This is a genomic window from Pseudomonas sp. NPDC012596 (genome assembly GCF_042902325.1).
Lineage (GTDB): Bacteria > Pseudomonadota > Gammaproteobacteria > Pseudomonadales > Pseudomonadaceae > Aquipseudomonas.
Genome location: NZ_JBIBEB010000006.1, coordinates 176,617 through 201,648 on the forward strand (window position 1 = coordinate 176,617; position 25,032 = coordinate 201,648).

The window sequence follows — 25,032 nt, forward strand, 5'->3', positions numbered from 1 at the left end:
ATCGTGCGTTTCAGGCCTGCTGGCCGAGGGCACTGCCCTGGCTGCGAGGGTCGTAGGCGGCGCTGCGGTTGCCGTCAGCATCGATGGCGATCACCCCGGCCAGGCCCATCAACGGGTTGAGCGCGGGCGTGGTCTCAAGGGCATGGCCACGTTCTGCCAACCCTTCCAGCACCGATGCGCCGACATCGGCTTCGAGCTTGAGGTTGTCGGTGCTGTCGAAGAAGCTTCGGCCCAGCAAAAAGCGCGGTGCTCGCAATGCCGCTTCGGCGCACTGCTGGTAGTCGATCAGTTGGGTGGCAAGCACCATCTGCGTCTGCGGCTGGCCATCGCCACCCTGGGTGCCGAAGAACCAGCGCCGCCCATCGTCGGCCAGGTACGCCGAGGGGTTGAGGGTATGCGCCGGCCGCTTGCCAGGTGCCCAGGCATTGCAGTGCCCCGGTTGCGGATTGAAGCCTGCCGCGCGATTGTGCCAGAGGATGCCGGTGTCGCCGAGGATGCAGCCGGAGCCAAAGTCGTGGAACAGGCTCTGGATCAGGCAGGCGCTGCGCCCTGCGCGGTCAGTGGCGGCCATCCACACGGTGTCGGCGGGTTGTCCGGGTTCGGCCCAGGGGGTCGCCTGCTGCTGATCGAGCATGGCGGTGGGCTGGGCAAGGGCGTTTTCGAAGGCCCAGCCACTGGCGAGCGGGTCGTGCAGTTGCTGGTTGCGTTGCAGCAGGCCCTGCTTGATCGCCTCGACCAACAGGTGGTAATAGCGCGGCGAGCCGTTTGCACCCAAGTCCAGGGTTTGCAGTGCCGCCATGGCGCGCAGTGTGTAAAGCCCCTGCGTGGGCGGCGCGACGTTGTACAGCCGGCCATTGCGGTAACGCACCGAGATCGGCGCTGCCAGATGGGCATTTGTGGCGCCCAGGTCGTCGGTGGTCAGGCCGCAGCCCAGGGCATCGAACGCCACGCCAAAGGCCTCAGCCAGTTCGCCGTGGTAGAAGTCCCCCGGCCCGCGCCGTGCCAGTTGCTCCAGGCTGTTGGCCAGGGCGGGTTGGCGCAAGCGGCCACCCGCGCGCGTGCACAAGGGCTGCAGGCTGGGCAGGGTTTCAATGAGGCTGGCGCGCTGTGCCTGCCAGAACAGCTGCGATGGCGACACCGCCACGCCATCACGGGCCAACACTGCGGCACCGCTGAGCAGGTCGGCCCAGTTCAACCGCGAGCCCCACTGCTCACTGAGCACCTTGGCCCTCTCCCAACTGGCCATGGCCCCGGCCGTGGTCGCCACCGAGGCGGGGCCGCGCAGGCTGACCGCACCCGCTTCCGGCAGGCGCCTGCCCGCCTGGCCGATCCCGATGATGGTGCGTACCTGGTCGTCGTGGACCAACCACAGTGCATCGCCGCCAAGGCCGGTCATGTGCGGGTAGACCGCCGCCAGCACCGCGCTGGCAGCGAGCATCGCGTCGATGGCGGTACCGCCGCCGTCTAGCACTTCCAGGCCTGCCGCGCTTGCCAAGGGGTGTGGGGTGCACAGCACGCCGCCGCGGGAGTGGGCAGTCAGAGGGTTGTTCATTGCTAGCTCCTTTGTGGATATTGCTAGCAATCAGCAAAGATCGTTCCCAGTGGCGGCGACGCAGGGTAATTACCGTGGCCTGTAGGCGCGGGCTTGCCCGTGATGGGCTGCAAAGCAGCACCATTGACTGTTGCTATACGTTGGGTTGGGCGCTTTGCAGGGCTGATAGGGGGCTGCTGCGCAGCCCATCGCCGGCAAGCCAGCTCCTACACCGGGCCCCGCAGTGCCCGACCCCCGCGCTCCCGCAGGAGTGGGGCGATGGGCCGCGAGCTGCTCCAGTTACTCAAACCAGCGCAAGTACAGCTCTGGCCTTCTCCAGCGCCATCCGCGCCCGCTGTTCGCCACTCACCCCCTGCTCCAGCAGCTGTCGGGTGGGTATCTCCAGGCTCAAGGGCACGGTCGCCGGCAACTGGCGCAACAGCCCAAGCAGGTCGGCATCCCCCTCCCCCGGGAAGCGCCGCTCATTGCGGGCCTGGCGCAGGATTTCATCCATATCGGCAGGCACCGGGCCGGCAACGTCACACAGCTGCGCATAGCGCATGCGCTGCGGCGCCAGCCGCGCCAAGTCGTCCAGCGACGATTGCGAGCGGTTGAAATGGAAAGCGTCCACCAACACACATCCATTCGGGCGGCCTGCGTTGCCCACGACACGCATGGCCTGGTGCAAGTCAGGCACATCCGTCCAGGGCATGAACTCCAGATGCGGGTGAATGCCGTAGTCAGCCGCCAGGTCGCACAGTTCGGCGAAGCGCTCGGTGAGGCGTGCTTCGCTGGGGTCGTTACCCGCCACCAGTAGTTCAGTGCCACCCAGTTCAGCGCCCACTGCCAGGATCGGTTCGAAATCGGCAACGCGGGTGTCGGGTTTCAGGCGCAGGATTTCCAGGTCGAGCACCTTGATGCCGGTGTCACGCAGCCGCGCCTGGGTCTGCCGGCGCAGCTCGGGGTCGGTCGCCAGCGGGAAGTGCTGTTCTTCGAGGGTGGCCGGGACCAGGCGCAGGCCCACATGGCTATAGCCGGCGCGGGCGGCCGCTTCGATCATTGCGGGTGGGGACAGCTCGAGTACCGTCAAGGCGGCCAGGGAAAAGATACGGTCGGTCATGGTTGTTTCCTGAGGAAGGGTCGGGTTTACGCGTCAGGCAATGAGTTCGGGGGCGCTAGCACGGCCGCTGGCGGCGGCCTGGCGGATCGCTTCGATCAGCGCAAGGGTGCGGCCAGCGTCGGCGGCATCGGTGAGCGGCGCCTCTTCACCCCGGGCGACACGCACGAAGTGCTGCAGCTGCAAGGTCAACGCCGCGCCGGCCGGGATGCCCGCCTCGCCCTGCAACAGCGGCGTGTGCCACCCCGAGTTGGCCTCGGCGTATTGCCAGTGCTTGAGCTGCGGAATGCTCAGCGCGCCCCGGGTGCCGGCCAGCAAGTAGCACGGCTGGTCTGCCTGGCGCGGATAGATCGGGCTTTCACCCGAGCTCAGCTCCCAGCTCCACGGCGCCGCCACCGCATCGGAGCCGGTCAGGCTGCCCAGTGCGCCGTTGGCGAATTCCAGCAGCACAGCCGCACCGTCCTCGTTGGCGAAACCGCGCACGTCGTTGCGGGTGAACGCTTGCACCCGCACTACCTCGCCACACAGGTAGCGCAGCAAGTCCAGGTCGTGGATCAGGTTGGTCAGCAAAAAACCCGCGCCCGGCTCGCGGCGCCAAGGTGTATCGAAATAGCTGTCGGGCTTTTGCAGCTGCCACAGCGCAGTGACGTTGATCAGCCGGCCCAGGGCGCCATCGGCGATCATCCCGCGCGCGCTGGCGATCAGCGGGTTGTGCCGGCGGTGATGGCCGACCAGCACCGGCACGCCACGGCGCCGCGATGCCTCGACCAGCGCGCGGACTTCATCCAGCTGCACCCCGACCGGCTTTTCCACCAGCACCGGCACACCGGCCTCGACGCAGTCCAGCGCCGTGGCCACATGCAGATTGTTCGGGTTGGCGACGATTACCGCCTCGGGCCGAACCTGCGCCAGCATCTGCCGGTGGTCGGCGTAATACGGCACGCCGCATTCACTGGCAAAAGCTTCGGCTTGCGGGCCAGGGTCGGCAACTGCGCACAACTGCGCCTCCGGGACCCGGCAGAGGTGCTGATAATGCTGGCGGCCCATGATGCCGGCGCCAACCAGGGCGATACGAAGGGGTGCGTTCAACGGGCAGTCCTCTTGTCTTTGTTGTTTTTAGCTATTCCGGAACTGTGTTCCACATTAAGCCATCGACAATTTAGAACTGCGGTCCGCTTTGTACTAGGACACTGAACGCAGAGTGTGCGGTTATCGACCGCTAATTTCAGGCGAACAGTTCGCTTGCCTGGCTGGCAGCCGACAGCTCTTGCGCTGCGGCCAACAACAGCGGGGCCAAGTCTGGCAGGCGTGCCGGCGAAAGGCGTGCGCTGGGGCCGGCGATGCTCAGCACGCCGATCACGTCATTACCTTGCGGCCTGCGCACCACGGCGGCCAATGCCGAGGTGCCGACTGCCGAGGTTTGCTCGACCCAGGCATAACCGCGCTCACGGGCGCTGGACAAGTAGGCGAGCAGGTCTTCAGGGGAGCGCGGCGCGTTCGGGCCAAACTGTTCCGGGTCGGCGATGCCCTGGCGCAAGACCCTCTGCAGCGCCTCGTCATCACTCAGGCTGGCCAGCCAGGCATGGCCGGAGGCGGTGTAGAACAGCGGTGCATCGCGGCCCATGTCGGGGTCGTAACGCAGGCCGGAACGGGCGCCCTGGGATTTGGCGATCCAGGTTTGCCGGCCACCGTCGATCACGCCAAGGCGCACCAGCTCGCCACTGTCCTGGGCCAGCCGGTCGAGGATCGGCTGGATGATGTCGGCACCGCTGCTGGACAGGTAGCGAAAGCCCAGCGCCACCAGTTTGGCGGACAACTGATAACGGCTGGTGTCGCGGTTCTGGCGCACGTAACCCAGCCGGACCAGCTCGGTAAGCATGCGATGGGCCGCGCTCTTGGGTATCTCCAGGCGCTCGGCCAGTGTTTGCAGCCCGAGCCCTTGGGGCTCGGCGGCAAGGCTCTCTACAAGACTGAAGGCGCGCTCGATCTGACTACCGGCCATGGTTAGGACCCTAATATGTGGCGGATTGTGGAAGATGATTCCATAGCATCGCGGGTGATCGCAGCCGGGCCGAGTGGAAGTGTCCGGTTATCGACCAGTACTTGTCGGCGTGGCTTGCATCGCGATCGGGCAACCACGAAGAATGTGGAACCTTGTTCCAATAATAATACTGGAGACGCCACGATGCCCACCGACAGCTTGCAAGCCGAATGCGACGTACTGGTCATAGGCTCCGGCGCCGCCGGGCTGGCCGCCGCAGTGACGGCCGCCTGGCATGGGCTGCGGGTTACCCTGGTGGAGAAAGACCCGGTGTTCGGCGGCGCCACCGCCTGGTCCGGTGGCTGGGCGTGGGTGCCGCGCAACCCGCTGGCGCAGCGGGCCGGCATCGTCGAAGACATCGAGCAACCGCTCACCTACCTGCGCAATGAACTGGGCACACACTTTGACGAAAAACGGGTCAAGGCGTTCCTGGAGGCCTGCCCGCACATGGTCGCGTTTTTCGAGCAGCACACTGCGCTGCAGTTCGTCGATGGCAACGCCATCCCCGACATGCATGGCGACACGCCCGGCGCTGCAACGGGCGGCCATCAGGTCATCGCTGCCCCTTACGATGCGCGAGAACTCGGCGCGCTGTTGCCACGCCTGCGCAAGACGTTGCGCGAAACCTCGTTCATGGGCATGCCGATCATGGCCGGCGCCGACCTGGCCGCCTTCCTCAACATGACCCGCTCGCCGCGCGCTTTGCTGCATGTGTGCAAGCGCTTTGGCCGCCACCTGTACCACCTCGCCCGCCATGGCCGGGCCATGCACCTGGTCAACGGCGTGGCGCTGGTGGCACGCCTGGCCAGGTCCGCCGAAGACCTGGGCGTCAAGCTGGTCGAATCGGCGCCAGCCAAGCGCCTGCTGATGGAGGGCGGCCAGGTGCGCGGCGCCGTCATCGGCACGGCGCAAGGCGATGTGAGCGTCAGGGCCAAGGCCGTGGTGCTGGCTGCCGGTGGTTTCCCCAACGACCCCGCCCGCCGTCGGCAATTGTTCCCCCGTGACGCCAGTGGCCATGACAACCTGGCCCTGCCGCCACTGTCGTGTTCGGGCGACGGCCTGCGCCTGGGCGAAGCGGCCGGCGGTGTTGTCGCCACCGACCTGAAATCGCCCGTGGCCTGGGCACCGGTGTCCAAGGTGCCGCACCGCGACGGCAGCGTCGGCCACTTCCCGCACATCATCGAGCGCGGCAAGCCCGGCATCATCGGCGTGCTGGCCAGCGGCAAGCGCTTCGTCAACGAGGCGCACGGCTACTACGATTATGTTTCGGCCATGCTCAAGGCAGTACCGGAGGGCGAAGAGGCCTGCTCGTGGCTAATCTGCGACCACCGTTTTCTGCGCCGCTACGGCCTCGGCCACGCCCGCCCGGCCCCGCTGCCGGCCTGGCCACACCTGCGCAGCGGTTACCTCAAGCGTGGGAGCAGCCTGGAACAGCTGGCCAAGGCCTGCGGCATCGACCCTGCCGGCCTGAGCGCCACGGTCGCTGACTACAACCACCATGCACGCCTCGGCCAGGACCCTGCATTCGGCCGCGGCTCGACGCCGTTCAACCGCAAGCAGGGCGACCCACAGCACAAGGGCCCCAACCCCTGCGTCGCGCCGATCGAGCACGGGCCGTTCTATGCGGTGAAGGTACAGCCCGGCTGCTTCGGCACCTTCGCCGGCCTGCGCACCGACGGCCATGCGCGCGTGCTGGACAGCCACGGCCAGCCCATCGCCGGCCTGTATGCGGCAGGCACCGACATGGCCAGCGTGTTCGGCGGCTGGTACCCGTCCGGGGGGATCAACCTAGGCCCGGCGCTGACCTTCGGCTACGTGGCCGGCCGGCACATCGCCGGCCACCGGGCGGATGAAGCAACCAGCACTGCCCTGAACAACTCAACCGTATAGCTCAGCGTCAGCGGGTAGAACGGGGCGGCCTGCAATGGTTATCGCGCAGTCGTTGTCAGCGGCTGCGCACAGGCCGGGTCTGCTCCAACTGTTCTTCAAACCAGTGCAGCACCGCCGTGCAGGCCGGGTGCGCCACGCCACTGTCACGCAACCACAGGGCGTAGACCGCGCCGGTCTTCAGCGGCTCGCCGAACGGTACGACGAGGTCGCCGCGGGCCAGCGCATCGTGCGCCAGCACCTGGTCGGTCATGGCCACTCCCAAGCCTCGGGCGGCGGCATCCAGTGCCAGGTCGTCAAGGTTGAACATCAGGTGTTTGTAGGCCCGCTCGGGCGGGTCCTGGTGCGCCTGCAGCCACAGGTTCCACTCATGGCGCCCGGTCGAGCCATGGATCAGCGCATGCTTGCCCAACGCCTGCAGCGAACCCGGTGGTGGCTGGCCAGCGCCCAGGCGCGGCGCGCAAACCGGCACCAGGTATTCGTCGAACAGCACCGTCAACGGGCGCTCATCGAGGCCGTCACGCAGGTACAGCACATAGGCATCGCAATCGCCGCTGGTTTCTACCACCTCCCCGCTGACCGTCTCGATCGACAGGCACAACGCCGGGTTCAGCGCATAGAAGCTGCTCAAGCGCGGCAGCAACCAGCGAACCGCCAGCGAGACGAAAATGCGAATGCGGAACGGGCGGTCCTGGGCGGCCGGGGACAGGCGTTGAGCAAGGGCGCGCAGGTCGCCCAGGGCGGTGCTTGCCACCGCATACACATCGCGGCCCTGTTCGGTCAGCGCCACCTTGCGGCTGGTGCGGTCGAACAGCGCCACGCCGTAGTGCTCCTCCAGCTGCTGAATCTGCCGGCTGATTGCACTTTGCGTCAGGTGCAACTGCCTGGCGGCCTCCGTGAAGCTGCTGCTGTCAGCGACGTGAATGAGCGCCTGCAGGGCTTGCAGCGAAGGTATGCGGAACGTCTTGTCCATGCGTTTTGAGAATAGCTGAATGAAATATTAGCGTTAGAAACACGCCTCCAGGCCTCGTAGATTAAGGCTTGAGAGCGCACTCCCCATTCATACCGATAAACCGTGCGCATTGATTGTGGAGCAGCTGATGGCGATCGACAACCGTTGCGGATGGATAGCACTGGCCGGCGAGGCCGCCCCTTACCCGCGCCTTGAGGGCCAGCATGCCTGCGATTGGCTGATCATCGGCGCCGGCATTACCGGCCTTGCTGCGGCGCATACTCTGGCCGGGCGATTCCCTGGCCAGCGCATCATCCTGCTCGACCGGCAACGCATCGCCCAAGGTGCGTCGGCGCGCAATTCGGGCTTTGCCGTCAGCCACGAACTGCCCGCCCCTGGCGAGCTGCTGGGCAACCCCGGCTTTGCGGGCTACCAGGTGGCCTCACGCATTGGCGTTGCAGCCGGGCAAGAGCTTCGCCAACGCCTCGACGCACTGGCCATCGACTGCGAGTACGAAGCCAAGGGCTGTCACTTCGCCGTGCATCAGCCTGCGCACCTGCAGCAGACCGATGCCGTGCTCCGTACCCTCGAAGCCGTGGGCGCCAGCGCGGCCTACCTGGAAGGTGACGCGTTGCAGCAACGCCTGGGCAGCAGCTTCTATAGCCGCGCCATCCATTGCGCGGGCGGCAACGCGCTGCTGCAACCGGCAAAGTATGTGAAAGGCCTGGCCGAGGGTTTGCCCGGGGCCGTGGAAGCCTTCGAGCACAGCGCGGTGCTGGACCTGCGTCGGGCCGGCAACCGCTGGCAAGCGCGCACTGTCACCGGCCAGGTCATCGCCGGGCAGGTGCTGGCCTGCGTTGGGGCGTTTTTGCCCAGGCTCGGCGTGCACCACAGCGGCACCTTCGCGCTGGAACTGAGCGCCAGCATCACCCGCCCGCTGACCGAAGCGCACTGGAAAAGCCAGTTCGGCGAGCGTACCTGGGGCGTGCTGTCGACCCTGCCGGGCGGCGCTACCTTGCGCCTGTTGCCGGGCCGACGCCTGCTGATCCGCAACACCGTGGAATACCGCCAGCGCGATCTCAGCCCTGCACAACTGCAACAGCGCCAGCACGCGCACGTTCACGGGCTGCAAAAGCGCTTCCCGGGCCTGAAAGCTGAAGACCTTGAATACACCTGGACGGGCCACCTGAGCGGCACGCGCTCGGGCGAACCTTGCTTCGCCCGTATCGATGAGGGCCTGCACGCGGTGGCCGGCTGCAACGGTTCCGGCGTGGCGCGCGGCACCTTGTGGGGCCGGCTGTTGGTGGAGATGGCGGCAGGCGACACCTCAGCGCTGCTCACTGACGTTCTCGGCCAGGCCCACCCAGGCTACCTGCCGCCCCGGCCATTCTTCGACATCGGCGCGTCCCTGCGCATGGCCTGGGAAGTGCGCCGCGCCAAGCGGGAACGTTGACGCGGCCGAACCCTTGCACACACTTACAACAACAGAGGGCAAGATGATGAAACGCACCTGCATGGCCGTGCTCGGCACGGCGCTGTTCAGCCTGGCGGCGCAGGCCGCCGACTCGGTGAACATCGCCAACTGGAGCGGCTATATCGCCGATGACACGCTGACCACGTTCACCCGCAACACCGGCATCCAGACCACCTACGACCTGATCGACAGCAACGAGACCACCGAAGCCAAGCTGATGACCGGTGGCAGCGGCTATGACCTGGTCAGCCCGTCAAACCACTTCCTGCCCCGGCTGATCAAGGCCGGCGCCATTCAGGAACTGGACCGCAGCAAGCTGCCCAATTGGAACAACCTCGACCCCAAGCTGATGCAGCTGCTGCAAACCAGCGACCCGGGCAACCGCTACGCGATCCCGTACATGTGGGTGACCACGGGCATCGGCTACAACATCGACAAGATCAAGGCGATTTTCGGCGACACTGCAGTGACCGAGTCCTGGCAGATGCTGTTCAACCCGGAAAACATCCACAAGCTCAGCGCCTGCGGCGTGGCCTTACTCGACAACCCGACGCAGATCATCCCGATCACCCTCAAGGTGCTCGGCCTGGACCCGCACAGCCAAAAGCCTGAAGACCTGAAAAAAGCCGAGGCGGCGCTGCTGAGCATTCGCCCGTCGATCAGCTACTTCCACCAGTCCAAATACGTCAGCGACCTGGCCAACGGCAATATCTGTGTGGCCATCGGCTTCAGCGGCGATGTGCTGCAGGCGATGACCAGCGCGCAACAGGCCAACAATGGTGTACACCTGGGCTACAGCATCCCCCGCGAAGGGTCTACGGTGGCGGTGGATATGGTGGTAATTCCAAAAGCCGCGCCGCACCTGGACGCCGCCTACGCCTACCTCAACTACCTGCTCCAGCCCCAAGTCATGGCACATATCAGCAATGCGGTGAAATACCCCAACGGCAATGCGGCCTCGCTGCCGTACGTGGACCCGGCCCTGCGCGACAACCCTGCGGTGTACCCACCGCAGGCGGTGCTCGACACGCTGTTCCCGATCCAGACGCTATCGCCGACGGGCATGCGCTTGAGTACCCGGTTGTGGACGCGGGTTACCACCGGCAGGTGACAGCTCACCCACCGGTTGGAGGGCGGGCTTGTGCGTCAGCCTGTGCGGACGACCTTGCAGCGGGCCTGGCGCCGACTGCGCCAGGCCCATCCAGCGCAATCCGCCGAGCCCGCCCAACGCCCCAGGCCATGGCGCGCGTCATCGACTCGCCGGGCCTGGAGTCGAACACCTCTTCGTGCAACGCCATGCCGCCCGCCGCATAGACGCCAATGAACATTTGCGTGTTGCCCGTGCGCGACAGCCTCACCTGCACGTCGATGAACGTGCCGTCACTCAATGTTTCGTCGTGAGTCCGATGATGAAGCATCGGGTCAGCCCAGGCCCAGAACAGATCACCGCGAATCCGCATGCCGCCCTCCTACGACTTTAGTCTTATACCGTAGGTTAAAAAGCTAGCCGACGGCGGTAGGGCTGCAACCCTGCAGGTTGAAAAATCGAACTGAATCAGACAACTGGCAAGGGGCTATCAATCAGTGCCAGCCAGGCAGCTGCTGCCCCGTCACCGGGTCGTGTTCAGGCACCGCCACCTCGGCGATTCGTGCCAGCGCCTGGCTGTGCAAGCGTGAGTCGGGCCGCTGGATGGCGTAATTTTCCTGCCCCTGCGGGTAGGCGCCGACTACCAGAAAATCACTGCTGTGCTCCACGCAACGGTGGCCAGTGCCTGCCGGCAAGACCAGCACGTCGCCCGCCTTGACCGTCAACGTCTGGCCCGCCTCGCCGCCCAAGGTCACCCTGGCCTGCCCGCGGGCGATGCCAAGGGCTTCGTGGGCGTTGGGGTGGAAGTGGTGATAGTCGAAAATCCCGTCGCGCCACAGTGGCGTCCAGCGATGTTCAGCAAACATCGCCTCGAACAGCGCGGCCTTGTCGGCTGCAGGGTCGAACGTCAGCCGGTACAGCAACACCGGCAGTTGGCTGTTCGGCGTTGCTCCGTCGTCATCAAAGCGCAGGCTTTGCGCAAGTGTTTTTGAAAGGTCGGTCGCGTCGTCGCCAGGCATGATCAGCCCCTGAAAGTGAGTGATTCCCCTGTGAACCGTGTGCGATTGAAGAGGTTCCTGCCGGTCGACCAAGGCGCAAGTGGCGGCTATCGAGGTCAGCGTCGAGCACTTGTGAAGCGCCAGGGCATCTGTCGCATTTTGTAACTTCCAGCCGGATGATTTTACATGGACATCACCCACGAGCCTCTTTAGCCTACCGCCTCCGTTGAATTGAGGGGCCCCGTGTGATGCAGCAACCAGGTAATCGAAAGCGTGCCCTGTGGGGCCTCCTCCTGCTTGCCGCAAGCACCTTTGCCAACGCTGAAGATGCAACCCAGAACGCACCGACGCTGGTGTACTCCTGGCCGGTCAATGCAGGCCCGCTGGCCCCGCGTGGCTACGCGCCCAACCAGATGTACGCCCAGGCGATGGTGTATGAGCCGCTTGTACGCTACAGCGCATCCGGCACCATCGAGCCCTGGCTGGCGACGGCCTGGCAGGTGTCCGACGATGGCAAGGTCTACACCTTCACCCTGCGCGACGGGGTGCGTTTCAGTGACGGCACAGCGTTCGATGCAGCGGCCGCCAAAGCCAACCTGGACGCCGTCCTGGCCAACAGCCAGCGCCACCGCTGGATGGAACTGGTCACCACCCTCGACCACGTCGAGGCCCCCGACCGGCTCACCTTGCGCCTGGTGCTCAAACACCCCTACTACCCGACCCTGATGGAGCTTGCGCAAGTGCGCCCGCTGCGGTTCGGGTCGCCGCAGGCCAAGCCGGGTGAACCTGCCGGTACCGGGCCGTGGGTGCGTGTCGACTCACGCCTGGGCGAATACGACCGCTTTGCCCGCAACCCTCTGTACTGGGGCCCGACACCGGCCTACGGCGAGGTGCTGGTCAAGGTCATCCCCGACCCCAACAGCCGCGCCCTGGCCCTGCAAACCGGGGAACTGCAGCTGATTCAGGGCGCAGCAGGCGAGATCACCGCCAGCACCTTCGTGCGCCTGCGCGACCAAGGTTTCGCCACCGCGCTCTCGGCGCCGCTGGCTACCCGCAGTGTGGCCATGAACACCGGCCGTGGCGCCACCCGCGACCTTGTGGTGCGCCAGGCGATCAACCAGGCGGTGAACAAGCAGGCGATCATCGACAAGATCCTCTATGGCCTGGAGCCCCGCGCCGACACGCTGTTCGCCCCCAACATGCCCTATGCCGACCTGGGCCTTGAGCCCTACGCCTACGACCCGGCCCTCGCCGCCCGCGAACTCGACGCCGCCGGCTGGCGCCTGGCGCCGGGCACTACGGTGCGCAGCAAGGGTGGCGAGCCGCTGTCGATCGAGCTGGTGTTCCTCGGCACCAGCGCTCTGCAGAAGAGCCTGGCCGAGGTGCTGCAAGGTGAGCTGGCCAAGGCCGGCATGCACATCGAGCTGCGCGCCGTGGAAGAAGGCGCGCTGGTGCGCCGCCAGCGTGACGGCGACTTCGGCATGATCTTCGCCGATACCTGGGGCGCGCCCTACGACCCACACTCCTTCGTCAGCTCCATGCGCTATGCCGGGCATGCCGACTACATGGCGCAACGTGGCCTGCCGATCAAGGACCAACTCGACCAGCGCATCGGCCAGGTGCTGGCCAGCACCAACGAGCAGCAACGCGCTGAACAATACCGTTTCATCCTCACCACCCTGCACCAGCAGGCGGTGTACTTGCCCATTTCCTACCTCACTGCCATCAGCGTGCGGCGTGGTTCGGTGGCCCACGTTCAATTCGGCAGCACGCTGTTCGACGTGCCGTTCGAAACCATGACGCCGCAACAGGAGCACTGACATGCTGCGCTATATCCTCTTGCGGCTGGTGCTGCTGGTGCCGGTGATGCTCGGCGTGTCGTTGCTGGTGTTCGTGCTGCTGCACCTGGGCAGCACAGACCCGGCGTTGGACTACCTGCGCCTGTCGCACATCCCACCCACCGACGCCGCCATCGCCGAAGTACGCCATGCCCTGGGCCTGGATCGGCCTCTTTATGCGCAATACCTGAGCTGGCTGTGGAAGGCCCTGCAGCTGGACTTTGGCACCTCCTACCTGACCGGCCGGCCGGTGTTCGACGACCTGCTCTACTACCTGCCCGCCACCTTGCAGCTGGGCGGTCTGGCCCTGGCCTGCACGCTGCTGCTGTCGATCCCATTAGGGCTTGTGGCGGCGCGTTGGCAAGGGCGCTGGCCCGATCACGCGGTCCGGGCGGTAACGTTCCTCGGCGTGTCGATGCCCAACTTCTGGCTGGCGTTTCTGCTGATTGCGCTGTTCTCGCTGTGGCTCGGCTGGCTGCCGCCACTGGGGCGTGGCGGCGCCGGGCACCTGGTGATGCCGGTGCTGGCGATCGCGCTGATGTCAATGTCCATCAATGCCCGCCTGCTGCGCGCCAGCCTGCTGGAGGCCAGCGGCCAGCGCCATGTCACCTATGCCCGCGCACGCGGCCTGCCGGCGCGCCAGGTCTGGGGCAGCCATGTACTGCGCAACGCCTGGCTGCCCTTGGTCACCGCCACGGGCATGCACATCGGCGAATTGATCGGTGGCGCACTGGTGATCGAAACCATCTTCGCCTGGCCCGGCGTGGGGCGCTTTGCCGTGTCGGCGGTGCTCAACCGGGATTTCCCGGTGATGCAGTGTTTCACCCTGCTGCTCACCGGCTTGCTGATGGTCTGCAACCTGGTGGTGGACATGTGCTATGCCTGGCTCGACCCACGCAGCCGCCTGGAAGGGGTCAGCGCATGAGTGTCGTGGCCCTGCTCCGCCGCCCGGCGTTGGCCGGTCAAAACAGCCTGATGATCGGGCTGGTGCTGGTCAGCCTGCTGGCCCTGCTGGCCGTTTTCGGCCAATGGCTCGCCCCGCATGACCCAGACCTGGTCGACCTCGGCCAGCGTTTGCTGCCCCCTGACAGCAGCCACTGGCTAGGCACCGATCACTTGGGCCGCGACCTGCTTTCGCGGTTGATCGTCGGTACCCAGCTGTCGCTGGGCAGTGTGATGCTGACCCTGGCCCTGGTGCTGTTGCTCGGCCTGCTGGTGGGCGGCGTGTCCGGCTTTCTGGGCGGCAAGGTCGACCTGCTGCTGATGCGCCTGTGCGACATGTTCATGACCTTCCCCACCCTGGTGCTGGCGTTTTTCTTCGTCACCCTGCTGGGCACCGGCCTGAGCAATGTGGTCATCGCCATCGCCCTGTCGCACTGGGCCTGGTATGCGCGCATGGTCCGCGGCATGGTCATTGCCCAACGCGGCCGCGAATACCTGCTGGCATCGCGCCTGGCCGGTGCTTCACGCTGGGCGCGGTTGCGCCAGCACGTGCTGCCGAACATCGCCGGCCCTTTGCTGGTGCTGGCGACCATGGATATCGGGCACATGATGCTGCACGTCTCAGGCCTGTCCTTCCTCGGCCTAGGTGTTACCCCGCCTGCCGCCGAGTGGGGGGTGATGATCAACGATGCCAAGGAATTCATCTGGACCCACCCGCAACTGTTGCTGTTGCCCGGGTTGATGATCTTTTTCTCGGTGATGGCCTTCAACCTGCTGGGCGATGCGCTGCGCGACCGCCTGGACCCTACCCGGGAGGTGCACTGAATGGAGCATTCGACACTTGAGCTGCAGGGCTTGCGTATTGAAGGGCGGGCGGGCGTGCTGGTCGAGGACGTCGATCTGCAACTGCGCCGCGGCCAAGTCTGCGCGTTGGTCGGCAGCAGCGGCTCAGGCAAATCCCTCACCTGCCTGGGCTCGCTCGACCTGCTGCCAGCAGGCCTGACCCGCACCCACGGCCAGTTGCGGCTTGATGGCCAAGCGTTGCCGGCAGCACAGGTTCGCGGCCGGGTCGCCAGCCTGGTCCTGCAAAACCCGCGCAGCGCATTCAACCCCGTGCGCAACATGGCCAGCCATGCCCAGGAAACCTTGAAGCTGCGCGGTATCGCCGGCGCAGCTGCCCGCGCGCGCATGGCGCAGTGCCTGGAAGCCGTTGGCCTTGAGGACCGCGAGCGGGTGCTGCAGGCCTTCGCCTTTCAGCTGAGCGGCGGCATGCTCCAGCGCATGATGATCGCCTTGGCGCTGATGGCGCAAACCCCGTTCTTGCTGGCAGACGAGCCCACCAGTGACCTTGACGCCTTGAGCCAGGCACGGTTTCTCGACCTGTTGATGGCGCTGGTGCAGCAGCATGGGCTGGGGGTGCTGCTGGTCACTCACGACATGGGCGTGGTCGCCCGCTGCGCTGATCACGTTGCGGTGATGGACGCCGGCCGCATCGTCGAGCGGCAAACGGTCCATGGCCTGTTCGAGCGCCCGGCCAGTGCGGCTTCCCGCACCCTGCTCGACGCCCACCAGACCCTTGCCGGGAGCACGCCATGACCCTGCTGCACGTCAATAACATCGGCCACGGCTACCGCACTGGAGGGCTGCTGGCCAGGCGGGGCTGGCTGCAGGTGCTCGACGGCATCCAGCTTGAGTTCAAGGCTGGCGAGTCGGTCGGGCTGCTTGGCAGCAGCGGCAGTGGCAAGAGCACCCTTGCAAGGTTGCTCCTGGGGCTGGAAACACCCGCCCACGGCCAGGTGACTTTCGCCGGCCAGGATGTCAGCCGCTTGCGCGGGCGCCAGGCGCACGCCTTCCAAAGCGCCGTGCAGCTGGTGTTTCAGGATGCCCCCGGCGCGTTCAACCCGCAGCGCAGCATCGGCTGGAGCATCGCCGAGCCGCTGCGCCACCTCAGTGACCTCGACAGCGCAGCGCGTGAACAGCGTGTGCTGACCCTGCTGCAGCAAATGGGCTTAGGTGAGGAACATGTCCAGCGCCTGCCCCACCAGCTCAGTGGCGGGCAGCTGCAACGCGCCAATATCGCCCGGGCGCTGGCGCTTTCGCCCCAGCTGGTGGTGCTCGACGAGGCCCTGTCGAACCTCGACCGGGTGCTGCAGTTGCAGCTGCTGCAGCGGCTGGAAGCCCTGCGCCGCGAAAGCGGTACCGCGTTCGTGCTGATCACCCATGACCTGAGCCTGGTGCGTTACTTTTGCCAGCGGGTGCTGCTGCTGGACGCTGGGCGTATCGTCGAGGACCGCCCGGTGGACGGTAACCTGTGCTTCGATCATGAACTGGGCAAGCAGCTGCAAGCCGCCATGCTGCCGGCACGGCCATTCAAGCCGGAGGCGGCAAACCTGCGCACCGGCTGACACCCGCTCCTGTCTGTTCGCTACCGAACAGACCGGCCTCGCGCCGGCCGTGCAGACTGAGGGTCTGACCGGCCAGCTCGCGGTAACCCCGACACCATGGACGCCCCTTGGCTTCGCCCCCTCGCCTACCTCCAACGCCTGGCCAGCCGTGCCCGGCGCTGGCGCACGCCGCGGCACAGGTTCACCTACGAGAGCCTGCTGCGCTCGGAGCTCTACAGCGCCCAGCAGTTGGCCGACCACGGCATCTGGCTGGCCAGCCAGCACCGCTTGAGCCAACTGCCTGCCGACGACTCGCTGCTCGATCGCCTGGCCGATAACGAGCGCATGCTCTACACCAGCTGTTCTGCCCTGGCCGCCAGCCTGCCCGGGGCACGCCCGGCATTGCCGGCCGCGCAATGGTTGCTCGACAACTTTTACCTGGTCGAAACCCATATCCGCATCGCCAAGCGCCATCTGCCGTCCGATTACAGCCTGCAGCTGCCGCGCCTGGACAACGGCCCCTCCAGCGGCCTGCCGCGGGTCTATGACATCGCGCTGGAAACCATCTCCCACGGTGATGGCCGGGTCGATGGCGACAGCCTCAGCCGCTTTGTCGAAGCCTATCAGCACACTGCCCCGCTGACCCTGGGCGAGCTGTGGGCGATCCCCATCATGCTGCGCCTGGCGCTGATCGAAAACCTGCGCCGGGTGGCGGCCCGGGTAATGGCTAACTGGGCAGACCGCGACCTGGCCAATGGCTGGGCCGACAAGCTCAGCGAAACCGCCGAACGCGATGCCAAGAGCGTGGTGCTGGTGGTGGCCGACATGGCCCGCTCGGCCCCGCCGATGACCCCGGCCTTCGTCGCCGAACTGGCCAGGCGCCTGCAGGGCCACGGCAGCACCCTGACCCAACCGCTGGCGTGGATCGAGCAAATGCTTGGCGAGTCGGCGCTGAGCATCGAGCGCAGTGTGCAACTCGATGCGCAACAGCAGGCCGTCGACCAGTTGTCCATCAGCAACAGCATCGGCAGCCTGCGCCTGCTGTCGACCATCGACTGGCGGCTGTTCGTCGAGCACCTGAGCCATGTGGAACAGGTGCTCAGCCAGGACCCGGCCGCCGTCTACCCGGCCATGGACTTTGCCAGCCGCGACCACTACCGGCACATTGTCGAACGCCTGGCGCGGCATAGCGCATTTGGCGAAGTACAGGTCGCACATGCGGCCATCGCGCTTGCCCAGGCCGCAGGCGCCGGGGCAGATGACCAGGCCAGGCATGTCGGCTACTACCTGGCCGGCGAGGGCCTGCCGGCGCTGGAACGCCAGCTTGGTGCACGGCTTGCGCTGGCCGACCGTTGGCAACGCCTGTTGCACCGGGCGCCGCTGGCGTTCTACCTGGTGCCGGTGGTGCTGCTGTCAGGCCTGCTGGCCTGGGGCTTTCTCGACACGATTGTCGGCGAGGGCTGGCCGGCCTGGGTTGCGGCGCTCATGGCCATCCCCCTGCTGCTTGCAACCAGCCGCCTGGCCGTTGGCCTGGTGAACTGGCTGGTCACCCTGACCGTCAAGCCGTCGTTCCTGCCACGCCTGGATTACACCCTGGGCATCCCGGCCGACGCGCGCACGCTGGTGGCCGTGCCCTGCATGCTGGGCAGTGCCGGTGATGTGGAGGCGCTTGTCGAAGGCCTTGAAGTGCGCTTTCTGGCCAACCGTGACGCGCACCTGCATTTTGCGCTGCTGAGTGATTTCGTCGACGCCCAGCAACAGACCTGCCCAGGCGACCAGGCCCTGCTCGACCTTGCCAGCGACGGCATCCAGGCCCTCAATGGCAAGTATCCGAACCCGGGCTGCGCGCGGTTTTTTCTGATGCATCGGCCTAGGGTGTGGAACGCCACCGAACGCTGCTGGATGGGCCGTGAACGCAAGCGCGGCAAGCTCGCCGAGCTCAACGCCCTGCTGCGCGGGCACGGTGCCGATTGCTTCATGCTTACCGTTGGCGATGTGCACACACTGGGCGATGTGCGCTATGTCATCACCCTGGACACCGACACCCTGCTACCGCGCGACACGGCGCAGAAATTTGTCGGCACCATGCAACACCCGCTCAACCGCCCGCGTTTCGACCCCCAAACCGGCCGCATGCGCTCGGGCTACGCGATATTGCAACCGCGGGTGGGCATCAGCCTGCCCAGTGTTTCGCGCTCGGCCTATGCGCGCCTGTTCGCTGCCGATGCGGGGGTCGACCCTTACACCCAGGCGGTTTCGGACGTGTATCAGGACCTGTTCCTCAGCGGCTCGTTCATCGGCAAGGGCATTTACGCGGTGGATGCCTTCGAGCAGGCCCTGGAGGGGCGCTTTGCCGACAACCGAATACTCAGCCATGACCTGATCGAGGGCTGCTATGCGCACTCCGGCCTGCTCAGCGACGTGCAGTTGTTCGAAGGTTACCCGGCGCGCTACAGCGCCGATGCCAAACGGCGTCACCGCTGGATCCGCGGTGACTGGCAATTGCTGCCGTGGCTGTTGCTACGCCAGCGCAGTGGCGACCAGAACCCGCTGAGTGCCCTGTCGCGCTGGAAGATCTTCGACAACCTGCGCCGCAGCCTGGAGCCCGCAGCCCTGCTGACGGTCTTGCTGTGGGGCTGGCTGGCCAGCGCCTCGCCCCTGTTGTGGACGTTGGCGCTGCTGGGGTTGCTACTGGTGCGCCCGTTGCTGGATGCGCTGTTGGAGTTGCTGCACAAGACCACTGACGTGCTGCTGGCCGAGCACCTGCTTGCAGCCCTGCGAACCTCGGGCATCTACTTTGTGCGAGCCGGGCTGTTCCTGGCCTGGCTACCTTTCGAAGCCAGCTACAGCCTGGGGGCCATCGCCCGCACCCTGTGGCGGCTGGCCGTGAGCAAACGCCGCCTGCTGCAATGGAACCCCTCGCAAACAGAGGAACGCAGCAGCGCCGATACCCTGCAGGCGGTGTACCGCGAGCAGTGGCTGCAACCTGCCTTGGCGCTGGCATTGACCGGCGCATTGGCGCTGCAGCCAGGCACCCTGTTGCTGGCCTCGCCAATCCTCACGCTTTGGTTACTCGGCCCGGCACTGGCGTGGTGGCTCAGCCGCGCGCGGGTGCGCACCGAGTTTGCCCCCTCGGCCGGCGACCTGCGCTTTCTGCATCGGCTGGCGCGGCGCAACTGGGCGTTCTTCGACCGCCATGTCGGCCCCGCCGACCACTGGCTGCCGCCAGACAACCTGCAGGAGCCGCCTTTCCCCAGCATCGCCCATCGCACTTCCCCCACCAACATCGGCATGGCCGTGCTGTCGCACCTGGCAGCCCATGACTTTGGCTATTTGTCTGCCGGTCGCCTGTTCGAACGCCTGGGCCACATATTCGACAGCCTGGACGGCTTGGAGCGCTACAAAGGGCACTTTTACAACTGGTACGACACCCACACCCTCCAGCCACTGCCGCCGCTGTATGTGTCCTCGGTAGACAGCGGCAACCTGGCCGCGCTGCTGCTGACGTTGAGGCCCGGGCTGCTGGCGATGGCCGACACCCCGGTACCGCACCCGCGCGTGACCCAAGGGCTGCTGGATACCCTCGACATACTGCTCGAGGCGTTCGCCCAGGCAGGCCGCGAGGTTGCAGAATTGCAGGCATTGCGCCGCGAGGTCGCGCAAGCCCATGCGCTTGCGCAGCCGCCGCCAGCCGCACTGATGGCGCTGCTTGCCGGGCAATTGCAAGGCCTGTTGAGCAAGTACGCCCTGCCCGCTGCCGATGACACGCAGGCCGATGAGTGCGGGTTCTGGCTGCAGATGATGCTGGAGCAGTGCCTGGACCTGGCCAGCGAGCTGCAAGCTGTGCAGCTACCGGGCAGTCATGATCCGGGGTTGCCTGGCACCCCGAGCTGGCAACAACTGGCAAACCTGGACCCACGCCAGTGGCCAAGCGCCGACCAGGCCGCGGTGACGCAAGTGCGTACCTTCGCCCTCCAGCGCATCGGCCAGGCGCAGCGGCTGGCGGCGCGCATCCCCGCCCTGGCCGACATGGACTTCAGCTTCCTCTACGACAACGACCGCGACCTGTTCGCCATCGGCTACAACGCCGACGAGCATCGCCTGGACGCGTCCTTCTATGACCTGCTGGCATCGGAAATGCGCCTGACCAATTTCGTCCTCATCGCCCAGGGCCAGGCACCCCAGGCCAGCTGGTTCGCGTTGGGCCGGCTGCTGACCAGCAATGCCGGCGTGCCGGTGCTGCTGTCGTGGTCCGGTTCGATGTTCGAGTACCTGATGCCGCTGCTGGTGATGCCCAACTACGAGGGCACCTTGCTCGACCAGACCTGCCAGGCCGCCGTCAGCCGGCAGATCGAGCATGGCCACCTGCTGGGCATCCCGTGGGGCGTTTCGGAGTCGGCCTACAACGCGCTGGACACCCACTTCAACTACCAGTACCGGGCGTTCGGCGTGCCGGGGCTGGGCCTCAAGCGCGGCCTGGGCGAAGAGCGGGTGGTCGCGCCCTACGCCAGCACACTGGCGTTGATGGTGGCGCCCAGCGCCGCCTGCCACAACCTGCAGCGCCTGAGCGCACTCGGTATGGCGGGCCGCTTCGGGCTGTACGAAGCCGTGGACTACAGCGAAGCACGGCTGCCGCCCAGGCAAGAGGCGGTGGTTATCCGTTCGTTCATGGCGCATCACCAGGGCATGAGTTTTCTGGCCCTCACTGCAGTGCTGCTGGACCAGCCCATGCAACGGCGCTTCGCCTGCGACCCACAGTTCCAGGCCAGCATGCTGCTGCTTCAGGAACGCGTGCCGAAAACCGCGGCCCCGTACCTGCATACCCTGCAGTCACCGGCCGTCGACGGCGCACGGGACAGCGGTGAAGCGCGGCTGCGCGTATTTACCGAGCCCAACCGGCGCCACCCCGCCGTGCAGTTACTCTCCAACGGCCACTACCACGTCATGGTCAACCACGTCGGCAGTGGCTACAGCCACCACAACCACCTGGCCGTCACCCGTTGGCGCGAGGACGCCACGCACGACGAGCTGGGCAGCTTCTGCTACCTGCGCGACGTCGCCAGCGGTGCGTATTGGTCCACCACCTACCAGCCGACGCAACACCGCAGCCACAACCAGGAAGCGATCTTCAGCGATGGCCGGGCGGAGTTTCGCGTGCGCGAACGGGACTTCGACTGCCATACCGAGATTGCCGTCTCGCCCGAGGACGACATCGAGCTGCGGCGCCTGCACCTGACCAACCATGGTGACCAGCGCCGCACGCTGGAGCTGACCAGCTACGCCGAAGTGGTGCTAGCGCCGGCGCTGAGCGACGCGCTGCACCCAGCCTTCAGCAAGCTGTTCGTGCAGACCGAGCTGATCCGCCCGCTGCAGGCCATCCTCTGTACCCGGCGGCCGCGCTCGCTGCTCGATGCAACGCCCTGGATGTGCCATGTGCTGGCGGTGCATGGTGTGGATATCGACGCCATTTCCTATGAAACCGACCGCGCCCGCTTCATCGGCCGCGGCCGCACCCTGCGCGCCCCGGCAGCCCTGGACCGGCACACCGAGGCGCTGTCCGGCAGCGCCGGGCCGGTGCTCGACCCTATCGTCGCGATCCGCTGCCGCATCACCCTGGCGCCTGGCCAAGCCGCCACGGTCGACCTGGCCACCGGCGTGGCCGACAGCCGCGACGCGTGCCTGCAACAGGTCGCCAGATACCGCGACCGCCACCTGGCCGACCGGGTGTTCGACCTGGCCTGGCCGCACAGCCAGGTGCTGTTGCGCCAGCTCAACGGGTCGCTTAACGATGCACGCTTGTTCGAACAGATGGCGGCATCGATCATTTACCCCAATGCGCTGATGCGCGCCAGCACCGCGCTGCTGGCCAGCAACCGGCGCAGCCAGTCCGGCCTGTGGGGCCAGGGGCTGTCGGGGGACCTGCCGATCGTGCTGGTGCAGATCGGCGACCTCGCCAATATCGAGCTGGTCAAGCAGATGGTGCTGGCCCATGCCTATTGGCGGCAGAAAGGCCTGGCACTGGACCTGGTGATCTGGAACGAAGACCAGGCCGGCTACCGCCAGCAATTGCAGGAAATGATCGTCGGCATTGTCACCTCTGGCAGCGAAGCCGCGCTACTCGACCGCCCCGGTGGGATCTTCGTGCGCCCGGCGCAGCAGTTGTCCGAAGAGGACCGCGTACTGACGCTGTCGGTGGCGCGGATGGTGCTCAGCGACAGCCAGGGCACACTGGCCGAGCAACTGCATCACCGCCGCCCTCCTGCGGCGCCTGCCGCCTTCACGCCCACACTGGCCAACGCCCGGCCCATGCCCACCAGCCGCTCGCTGCCGGCTGCCCCTGCACTGCAGCTCGCCAACCGCTATGGCGGCTTCAACGCCGATGGCCGCGAGTACGTCATTACCCATAGCCCCGGCGCGCCGCCACCGGCGCCGTGGGTCAACGTACTGGCCAACCCGCGGTTTGGCAGCGTGGTGTCGGAAGCCGGCAGTGCTTACAGCTGGTACGAAAACGCCCACGAATACCGCCTGACGCCCTGGCACAACGACCCAGTTGCCGACCCTGGCGGCGAAGCCTTCTACCTGCGTGACGAGGACAGCGGCCGCTGTTGGTCGCCTACCCCGCAGCCCTGCCCCGGCCCCGGCCGCTATCGCACCCGGCATGGCTTTGGCTACAGCGTATTCGAGTATGCCGATGACGAGCTGGACAGCGAACTCTGGGTGCACGTGGCGCTGGATGCACCGGTCAAGTTCAGCCGGCTCAAGTTGCACAACCGCTCCGGGCGGGCGCGGCGCTTGTCGGTGACCTGCTTCGTGGAATGGGTGCTGGGTGACCTGCGCAGCAAATCGGCGCTGCATGTGGTCAGCGAGGCCGACCCGGTCAGTGGCGCGCTGTTCGCCCGTAACGCGTTCAACATCGAGTTTTCTGGGCATGTGGCGTTTCTTGATTGCGACCTGCCGTCGCAAGGCATTACCTGTGATCGCAGCGAATTCCTTGGGCGCAACGGTGATTACCAGTCGCCCGCCGGCCTGCGCCAGGCGCGGCTGTCTGGGCGCATGGGCGGCGGGCTCGACCCATGCGCGGCGTTGCAGGTAGGCCTGCTGCTAGCGCCTGGCGACAGCCTGGAAGTGGTATTCCGCCTGGGCGCCGAGTGCGATGCCACGGCCGCCAGCCGTTGCGTGCAACAGTATCGCGGGCTTCGCACAGCCATGGACGAATTGGACAAGGTGCAGCGCTACTGGCGCGAAACCCTCGATACCGTACAGATCGAAACACCAGAACCTGCGCTGAACGTATTGGCCAACGGCTGGTTGATGTACCAGGTGATTGCCTGCCGCTTCTGGGCACGCAGCGGCTTTTACCAGTCGGGTGGCGCCTTCGGTTTCCGCGACCAGTTGCAGGACAGCATGGCCATGCTCCACGCAGCGCCGGCAGTGGCGCGCCAGCACCTGCTGAGCTGTGCGGCGCACCAATATGTCGAAGGTGATGTGCAGCATTGGTGGCACCCTCCGATGCAACGGGGCGTGCGTACCCGCTGTTCGGACGACATGCTCTGGCTGCCATTGGCGACCAGCCGCTATGTGGCGATCACCGGCGATTACACGGTACTGGATGAACCGGTCGGCTACCTGGCCGGGCGTGCGCTGAATGCCGGTGAAGAGTCGTATTACGACCTGCCCACCCACGCGAGCCTGGTCGAAAGCCTGTATCAGCACTGCCAGCGCGCCCTCCAGCACGGGCTGCAGTGCGGCGTTCACGGCCTGCCGCTGATGGGCAGCGGCGACTGGAATGACGGCATGAACCGCGTCGGCGAGCAAGGCCGTGGTGAGAGCGTGTGGCTGGGCTTTTTCGGCCATGAAGTGCTGCGCGCGTTCGCCAGCGTGGCCCTGCACCACGGCGACAGCAGCTTTGCCCTGCACTGCACGACGCAGGCCGCCGCCCTGGCGGAAAACCTCGAACGGCATGCCTGGGACGGTAACTGGTATTGCCGGGCCTGGTTCGACGATGGCCAGGTGCTGGGGTCGGCAAGCAACCAGGAATGCCGGATCGACTCGCTGACCCAGAGCTGGGCGGTACTCTCCGGGGTTGCTTCGCCCGAGCGCGCACGCGCCGCCATGACTGCGCTCGAACACCACCTGGTACGCCGCGACCTGGGTGTGGTCAAACTGCTCGACCCGCCCTTCGACCGTGGCAGCCTGGACCCTGGCTACATCAAGGGTTACCTGCCGGGCGTGCGCGAAAACGGCGGGCAGTACACGCACGCGGCGATCTGGGCCGGCATGGCCTATGCGCAGTTGGGCGATGCCGCGAAGGCGTGGGAGCTGCTGCGCCTGATCAACCCGGTGCGCCAGGGCAGTGATGAGCTGATCGACACCTACAAGGTCGAACCCTATGTGATGGCCGCCGATGTCTACGCCCTGGCACCGCACATCGGGCGTGGCGGCTGGAGCTGGTACACCGGTTCCGCAGGCTGGATGTACCGGTTTATCGTGGAGCACCTGCTGGGCCTGCAACGCCGCGGTGACAGCTTGCGCATCCAGCCGCTGCTGCCGGCCCATTGGCCCGGCTACACCCTGCACTATCGGTTTGGCAGCACCCTCTACCGCATCGAAGTGCGCAACGGTGCCAGTACCGAATTGACCCTGAGCCTGGATGGCCAGTTGCTCGACCAGGCCACGCTGCCCTTGCAGGATGATGGCGGCCAGCACCACGTCATCGCCCAGTGCCAACCGTCGCCCTTGCCCACAGCCTGAGCCGCCCCTGGGCTAGGCTTGTTGCCACAA

General features: G+C 66.3%; 16 protein-coding genes. 9 read left to right on the forward strand and 7 right to left on the reverse strand.

Annotated features, from left to right (window positions below; translation table 11 throughout):
- Positions 1–10 precede the first annotated feature (10 nt).
- The 4 genes from ACFY68_RS09985 to ACFY68_RS10000 all read right to left on the reverse strand — a co-directional run bounded on the left by ACFY68_RS09985 (position 11) and on the right by ACFY68_RS10000 (position 4,650).
- On the reverse strand, positions 11–1,552 hold the full coding sequence (locus ACFY68_RS09985; RefSeq protein WP_387526269.1) for a gamma-glutamyltransferase family protein: 1,542 nt from the start codon (positions 1,550–1,552) through the stop codon (positions 11–13).
- Between the two features lie 283 nt (positions 1,553–1,835).
- Positions 1,836–2,651 (reverse strand): sugar phosphate isomerase/epimerase family protein, encoded by an 816-nt coding sequence (locus ACFY68_RS09990; RefSeq protein WP_387526272.1) that lies wholly within the window; start codon positions 2,649–2,651, stop codon positions 1,836–1,838.
- 33 nt (positions 2,652–2,684) lie between these two features.
- Positions 2,685–3,737 (reverse strand): Gfo/Idh/MocA family protein, encoded by a 1,053-nt coding sequence (locus ACFY68_RS09995; RefSeq protein WP_387526275.1) that lies wholly within the window; start codon positions 3,735–3,737, stop codon positions 2,685–2,687.
- A gap of 136 nt (positions 3,738–3,873) precedes the next feature.
- Positions 3,874–4,650: an IclR family transcriptional regulator gene (locus tag ACFY68_RS10000; protein ID WP_387526278.1), complete on the reverse strand. Its 777-nt coding sequence runs from the start codon at positions 4,648–4,650 to the stop codon at positions 3,874–3,876.
- Between the two features lie 183 nt (positions 4,651–4,833).
- Between ACFY68_RS10000 and ACFY68_RS10005 the strand changes: the two genes are divergently transcribed.
- Positions 4,834–6,579 (forward strand): FAD-dependent oxidoreductase, encoded by a 1,746-nt coding sequence (locus ACFY68_RS10005; RefSeq protein ID WP_387526281.1) that lies wholly within the window; start codon positions 4,834–4,836, stop codon positions 6,577–6,579.
- Between the two features lie 55 nt (positions 6,580–6,634).
- Here ACFY68_RS10005 and ACFY68_RS10010 read toward each other — a convergent pair whose 3' ends face one another.
- On the reverse strand, positions 6,635–7,549 hold the full coding sequence (locus ACFY68_RS10010) for a LysR substrate-binding domain-containing protein (RefSeq protein WP_387526284.1): 915 nt from the start codon (positions 7,547–7,549) through the stop codon (positions 6,635–6,637).
- 133 nt (positions 7,550–7,682) lie between these two features.
- On the opposite strand from ACFY68_RS10010, the gene ACFY68_RS10015 reads away from it, so the two are divergent.
- A complete protein-coding gene (locus ACFY68_RS10015; RefSeq protein ID WP_387526502.1) occupies positions 7,683–8,981 on the forward strand; it encodes an NAD(P)/FAD-dependent oxidoreductase in 1,299 nt (432 codons plus the stop codon).
- A gap of 43 nt (positions 8,982–9,024) precedes the next feature.
- On the forward strand, positions 9,025–10,113 hold the full coding sequence (locus tag ACFY68_RS10020) for a polyamine ABC transporter substrate-binding protein (RefSeq protein WP_387526286.1): 1,089 nt from the start codon (positions 9,025–9,027) through the stop codon (positions 10,111–10,113).
- A gap of 4 nt (positions 10,114–10,117) precedes the next feature.
- Here ACFY68_RS10020 and ACFY68_RS10025 read toward each other — a convergent pair whose 3' ends face one another.
- Together ACFY68_RS10025 and ACFY68_RS10030 are read right to left on the reverse strand one after the other, a co-directional pair.
- Entirely contained in the window at positions 10,118–10,462 is a 345-nt protein-coding gene (locus ACFY68_RS10025) for a hypothetical protein (protein WP_387526289.1), read from the reverse strand.
- 121 nt (positions 10,463–10,583) lie between these two features.
- The gene (locus tag ACFY68_RS10030; RefSeq protein WP_387526292.1) at positions 10,584–11,108 is read right to left on the reverse strand and encodes a cupin domain-containing protein; all 525 of its coding nucleotides are present in this window, start codon (positions 11,106–11,108) and stop codon (positions 10,584–10,586) included.
- Between the two features lie 227 nt (positions 11,109–11,335).
- On the opposite strand from ACFY68_RS10030, the gene nikA reads away from it, so the two are divergent.
- The 6 genes from nikA to ACFY68_RS10060 all read left to right on the forward strand — a co-directional run bounded on the left by nikA (position 11,336) and on the right by ACFY68_RS10060 (position 25,002).
- Complete coding sequence (gene nikA, locus ACFY68_RS10035; RefSeq protein ID WP_387526295.1) at positions 11,336–12,907, forward strand: nickel ABC transporter substrate-binding protein; 1,572 nt, start codon at positions 11,336–11,338, stop codon at positions 12,905–12,907.
- A gap of 1 nt (position 12,908) precedes the next feature.
- Complete coding sequence (gene nikB / locus ACFY68_RS10040; RefSeq protein WP_387526298.1) at positions 12,909–13,850, forward strand: nickel ABC transporter permease subunit NikB; 942 nt, start codon at positions 12,909–12,911, stop codon at positions 13,848–13,850.
- A complete protein-coding gene (nikC, locus tag ACFY68_RS10045; protein WP_387526301.1) occupies positions 13,847–14,692 on the forward strand; it encodes a nickel ABC transporter permease subunit NikC in 846 nt (281 codons plus the stop codon). The genes nikB and nikC overlap by 4 nt, the downstream gene beginning before the upstream one ends.
- Positions 14,693–15,463 (forward strand): nickel import ATP-binding protein NikD, encoded by a 771-nt coding sequence (nikD, locus tag ACFY68_RS10050; protein WP_387526304.1) that lies wholly within the window; start codon positions 14,693–14,695, stop codon positions 15,461–15,463.
- On the forward strand, positions 15,460–16,272 hold the full coding sequence (gene nikE, locus ACFY68_RS10055) for a nickel import ATP-binding protein NikE (RefSeq protein ID WP_387526307.1): 813 nt from the start codon (positions 15,460–15,462) through the stop codon (positions 16,270–16,272). The genes nikD and nikE overlap by 4 nt, the downstream gene beginning before the upstream one ends.
- Positions 16,273–16,368: 96 nt before the next feature.
- Positions 16,369–25,002: a GH36-type glycosyl hydrolase domain-containing protein gene (locus ACFY68_RS10060; RefSeq protein WP_387526310.1), complete on the forward strand. Its 8,634-nt coding sequence runs from the start codon at positions 16,369–16,371 to the stop codon at positions 25,000–25,002.
- Positions 25,003–25,032 lie beyond the last annotated feature (30 nt).

Excerpts from the sequence above, each read along its gene's own strand:
- ACFY68_RS09985 (WP_387526269.1), bottom strand. The coding sequence starts at position 1,552 with ATGAACAACCCTCTGACTGCCCACTCCCGCGGCGGCGTGCTGTGCACC.
- ACFY68_RS09990 (WP_387526272.1), bottom strand. The coding sequence starts at position 2,651 with ATGACCGACCGTATCTTTTCCCTGGCCGCCTTGACGGTACTCGAGCTG.
- ACFY68_RS10000 (WP_387526278.1), bottom strand. The coding sequence starts at position 4,650 with ATGGCCGGTAGTCAGATCGAGCGCGCCTTCAGTCTTGTAGAGAGCCTT.
- ACFY68_RS10005 (WP_387526281.1), top strand. The coding sequence starts at position 4,834 with ATGCCCACCGACAGCTTGCAAGCCGAATGCGACGTACTGGTCATAGGC.
- ACFY68_RS10010 (WP_387526284.1), bottom strand. The coding sequence starts at position 7,549 with ATGGACAAGACGTTCCGCATACCTTCGCTGCAAGCCCTGCAGGCGCTC.
- ACFY68_RS10020 (WP_387526286.1), top strand. The coding sequence starts at position 9,025 with ATGATGAAACGCACCTGCATGGCCGTGCTCGGCACGGCGCTGTTCAGC.
- ACFY68_RS10025 (WP_387526289.1), bottom strand. The coding sequence starts at position 10,462 with ATGCGGATTCGCGGTGATCTGTTCTGGGCCTGGGCTGACCCGATGCTT.
- ACFY68_RS10030 (WP_387526292.1), bottom strand. The coding sequence starts at position 11,108 with ATGCCTGGCGACGACGCGACCGACCTTTCAAAAACACTTGCGCAAAGC.
- nikA (WP_387526295.1), top strand. The coding sequence starts at position 11,336 with ATGCAGCAACCAGGTAATCGAAAGCGTGCCCTGTGGGGCCTCCTCCTG.
- nikB (WP_387526298.1), top strand. The coding sequence starts at position 12,909 with ATGCTGCGCTATATCCTCTTGCGGCTGGTGCTGCTGGTGCCGGTGATG.
- nikC (WP_387526301.1), top strand. The coding sequence starts at position 13,847 with ATGAGTGTCGTGGCCCTGCTCCGCCGCCCGGCGTTGGCCGGTCAAAAC.
- nikD (WP_387526304.1), top strand. The coding sequence starts at position 14,693 with ATGGAGCATTCGACACTTGAGCTGCAGGGCTTGCGTATTGAAGGGCGG.
- nikE (WP_387526307.1), top strand. The coding sequence starts at position 15,460 with ATGACCCTGCTGCACGTCAATAACATCGGCCACGGCTACCGCACTGGA.
- ACFY68_RS10060 (WP_387526310.1), top strand. The coding sequence starts at position 16,369 with ATGGACGCCCCTTGGCTTCGCCCCCTCGCCTACCTCCAACGCCTGGCC.